Genomic DNA, 3,170 nt, shown 5'->3' on the forward strand with positions numbered 1-3,170 from the left:
CTTAAAGGTGGGAAAATGTAGACTAATAAGCTCTCAAACACTTTCTAGATAAGGCTTACAGAGGATTTAAAAATAAAAATATTAAAATTATTTAAAAATAAAAATGTTATTGCTTAAAAATTTAAGAGAATTTCTTGTTTTACGAGTATCCATTTACAGTGATGAATTAGCATGAAGTATAACCCTAATTTAGGTGGGAAAATGTAGACTAATACTAAATCAATGGACAACAAGATTTTTTAAGTAAGTATTTACACCAATGAAAAATAAAACTATATTGAATTCAAATTAGTTACAAATTACAAGTAAAATGATTATCTTAATTGGAAGTCAAAAAGGCGGATGTGGTAAATCAACAATAGCCATCAACATTGCAGCATATCTTGCTAAACATAAGAAAGACATAGTATTAGTTGATGCAGATCCTCAACAAAGTTCAGCTAATTGGGTAAAAGACAGAGATGAAACTGATCTGCCAAAAGTTCATTGTGTTCAACGCTATGGTGACATCAAGAACACACTGAAAGACCTGGATAGCCGTTATAACTATGTGATTGTTGATGTGGCTGGACATGATAGTAAAGAGCTTAGAACAGCAATGCTAACAGCTCATTACCTTGTAGTACCATTTAGACCATCACAGTTCGATCTTGATACTTTACCTCATCTCTCTGAAGTCATAGATCAAGCCAAGTCATTTAATGAAGACTTAAAACCATTTGGTTTATTAACGCTGGCACCAACCAATCCATCTGTATCTGAAGTACAACAAGCAAATGATTACCTGGCGGATTTTCCATTATTCACAGCGTTGTCGTCAGTAATTCATGACAGGAAGGTTTATCGTGATGTTACTGCTGAAGGGAAAGGTGTTGTTGAATCAAATAATCCAAAAGCAATCGAAGAGTTTGAATCATTTATGAAGGAGCTTTTAGCGTGATTAAGAAAAGAGAAATTACGAAGCCTTCATCACCCGAAATTGACGCATTCATCAATGGGGCAAATGAGCAGACTACTCAAAAACTAGATCCCAAAGCACCTCGAAAATTTAAGACGCATACGATTCCAATGAACGAATATGAGTATCAGCTATTGGCTGAGTTAGCTGAAAAATATGGTCAAACCCATAATGGAATTATCAGATTTGCTCTGAAGAAACTTAGTGAAGAAAATTAACTAATTTGAAACTAATATAAAACTAATTTAGTTTTTAATTGGTTGTGATTTGCTTGTGGAAAAGCCCTTAATGATTAAGGGCTTTTTTGTATTTGTTAGACCTATATCATGTCGGAACATGACCAAGGATGAAATAGCTAAAGCAGTTGGTTGTGGAGTTTCTACCGTTTATCGAGTAGCGAAAAGTACTCATTATGGTTTTTTTAATCGCATCTTTAAATGTGCTTCTAGGAATGCTATAGTCATAGCGTTGAATAGGAGAATCTATGAATTCTGATGCTGTTTGGAATATGACTGAAAAATCTCGTTTGAAACGAGAGGATGAAGTTCGTATGCAGGAACTCAGACATCTATTCGATTTGATGGATGAAAGAGAGGAAGAGTGGCAGGTAACTAAAACTACTACATTAGAAAAAGCTCTAAAGATACTTTCATGGTGTGATCTTGACGTAGCTCCTGGGTTAGCTGAGCTAGAGATGCAACAACCTATAGATATTATTGAGCAACATCGTAAGTGGTTAAAGGCATTTCGTTCAGCGATGCCTTATCTTGCAAAGATGCTCCTCGTCACTGATTCAACCCTACTTATCAAATTAAGATGCACATTAGAGAGGTATGCTGAGATTAGCTACCCGAACCTACTTGTAGTGATTCAACCCAAACTGCAAACACTTAACTTTATAAAGGCCTAACTATGACTCAATTAATCCATGCACGAATGACTGCAAGTATTACTGAACTCAAAAAGAGTCCGATGGATACAGTGTTAGCAGGTAAAGGTGAACCTGTAGCGATCCTTAATCGTAATATACCAGCGTTTTACTGTGTTCCGGCTGATTTGTATGAAACCATGATGGAACAACTGGAAGACCTGGAACTCAACAAAATTGCAGATGCTCGTGCGAATCAAAAACGCATTCGAGTAAATATTGATGACCTATAAGTTAGACTTTTTAGAAGAAGCATTAGCAGAATGGAATAAGCTTAATCCAAGTATTAAGCAACCATTGAAGAAGAAACTGATCAAGGTACTAGAGAATCCTCGCATTCCCAAGAATAAGCTCCCAGGACATCCTAACCGCTACAAGATCAAACTTCGCAGTGTTGGTTATCGTTTGGTTTATGAAGTGATTGATGATGAGGTTATTTTCATCGTCATTGCCGTAGGCAGACGTGAAAACAATGCTGTGTATGATGAAGCCAACTCTCGACATTCATAAGTAATTGATTGCATTAAGCAGGAATTCTTTCATTAAGGAATTCCTGCTTAATGCACATATGGAATATATCTTACAGATTTTAGTTGTTTTTTAATATTTAATTGAAACTAAATTAAAACTAATTAGAAACTATAATTGTGCATTTAATAGGGGATCATCTCTATTTCACAACCCAGAGTTGATCCCACTTAAAGTAGTTATGCGTCAACTTATCTCTGGTCATCTTCCATGTCCTATTGGGTAGCATACTTGCTCCAAGTACCAGTTTTGTCTTGCTAAACTTATATTGAATCTTTTCTAGTGTTTCCATTAAAACTGAAGGTATTTGCAAAATTAGCCATGTAATTTAATTATTGATGGGCTATTGGAAGAAGGAATGAGTGATAGACTATGAACAAGAATGCGTAGTCATTTTATTCAGTATTTTGTAATTTAACTAAATGAAATTTATTGAATTTTAATTATTAATTAAAACGCCCAATTTGAAAAACTGTGCGCTTCACTAATGGTAATAATCATTACCATTAACCACTAGAGAACACAAACTATGGTTCAGTTTTGTGTTTTATAAACATACTTTGTGTATGTGAGTTTGTAAATGATTTTGCTCAGAGATTTAAAAATCAAAGTATCTTCTTATTGATATTTGTAATATTAGACTATACCCTAAAGTTACAATCTGAAAGTTCATGAAATTATGTATCATTTAAATGATTTTTAATCATAAGTAACATGTAACTTTAGTGTTATAGAATTATAATTTACGAAATTGTT

5 protein-coding genes and 1 pseudogene are annotated in these 3,170 nt (G+C 34.0%); 5 read left to right on the plus strand and 1 reads right to left on the minus strand.

The annotated features are described in order from the left end of the window. The first annotated feature begins 310 nt into the window (after positions 1-310). The 5 genes from B4F08_RS14070 (at position 311) to B4F08_RS14095 (ending at position 2,396) form a co-directional block, all read left to right on the plus strand. Positions 311-940 carry an AAA family ATPase gene (locus B4F08_RS14070; protein ID WP_005130378.1) on the plus strand — a complete coding sequence of 210 codons (630 nt, stop codon included), beginning with the start codon at positions 311-313 and terminating at the stop codon, positions 938-940. After that, positions 937-1,176 (plus strand): hypothetical protein, encoded by a 240-nt coding sequence (locus B4F08_RS14075; protein ID WP_005130377.1) that lies wholly within the window; start codon positions 937-939, stop codon positions 1,174-1,176. The genes B4F08_RS14070 and B4F08_RS14075 overlap by 4 nt, the downstream gene beginning before the upstream one ends. A 266-nt stretch (positions 1,177-1,442) precedes the next feature. Further along, the gene (locus tag B4F08_RS14085; RefSeq protein WP_005130376.1) at positions 1,443-1,868 is read left to right on the plus strand and encodes a hypothetical protein; all 426 of its coding nucleotides are present in this window, start codon (positions 1,443-1,445) and stop codon (positions 1,866-1,868) included. Between the two features lie 2 nt (positions 1,869-1,870). Beyond that, positions 1,871-2,119 carry a type II toxin-antitoxin system Phd/YefM family antitoxin gene (locus B4F08_RS14090; RefSeq protein ID WP_005130375.1) on the plus strand — a complete coding sequence of 83 codons (249 nt, stop codon included), beginning with the start codon at positions 1,871-1,873 and terminating at the stop codon, positions 2,117-2,119. Then, positions 2,109-2,396: a type II toxin-antitoxin system RelE family toxin gene (locus B4F08_RS14095; RefSeq protein ID WP_005130374.1), complete on the plus strand. Its 288-nt coding sequence runs from the start codon at positions 2,109-2,111 to the stop codon at positions 2,394-2,396. The genes B4F08_RS14090 and B4F08_RS14095 overlap by 11 nt, the downstream gene beginning before the upstream one ends. 160 nt (positions 2,397-2,556) lie before the next feature. On the opposite strand, the pseudogene B4F08_RS14100 reads toward B4F08_RS14095, so the two are convergent. Continuing rightward, positions 2,557-2,709 (minus strand): annotated as a pseudogene (locus B4F08_RS14100) (DUF4113 domain-containing protein); the annotation flags it as partial. Positions 2,710-3,170: the final 461 nt, after the last annotated feature.

It is taken from the genome of Acinetobacter sp. UBA6720 (assembly GCF_002454215.1).
Classification (GTDB): Bacteria; Pseudomonadota; Gammaproteobacteria; order Pseudomonadales; family Moraxellaceae; genus Acinetobacter.

Coding starts and splice junctions, on each gene's coding strand:
- B4F08_RS14070 (WP_005130378.1), top strand. CDS start 311: ATGATTATCTTAATTGGAAGTCAAAAAGGCGGATGTGGTAAATCAACA.
- B4F08_RS14095 (WP_005130374.1), top strand. CDS start 2,109: ATGACCTATAAGTTAGACTTTTTAGAAGAAGCATTAGCAGAATGGAAT.
- B4F08_RS14090 (WP_005130375.1), top strand. CDS start 1,871: ATGACTCAATTAATCCATGCACGAATGACTGCAAGTATTACTGAACTC.
- B4F08_RS14085 (WP_005130376.1), top strand. CDS start 1,443: ATGAATTCTGATGCTGTTTGGAATATGACTGAAAAATCTCGTTTGAAA.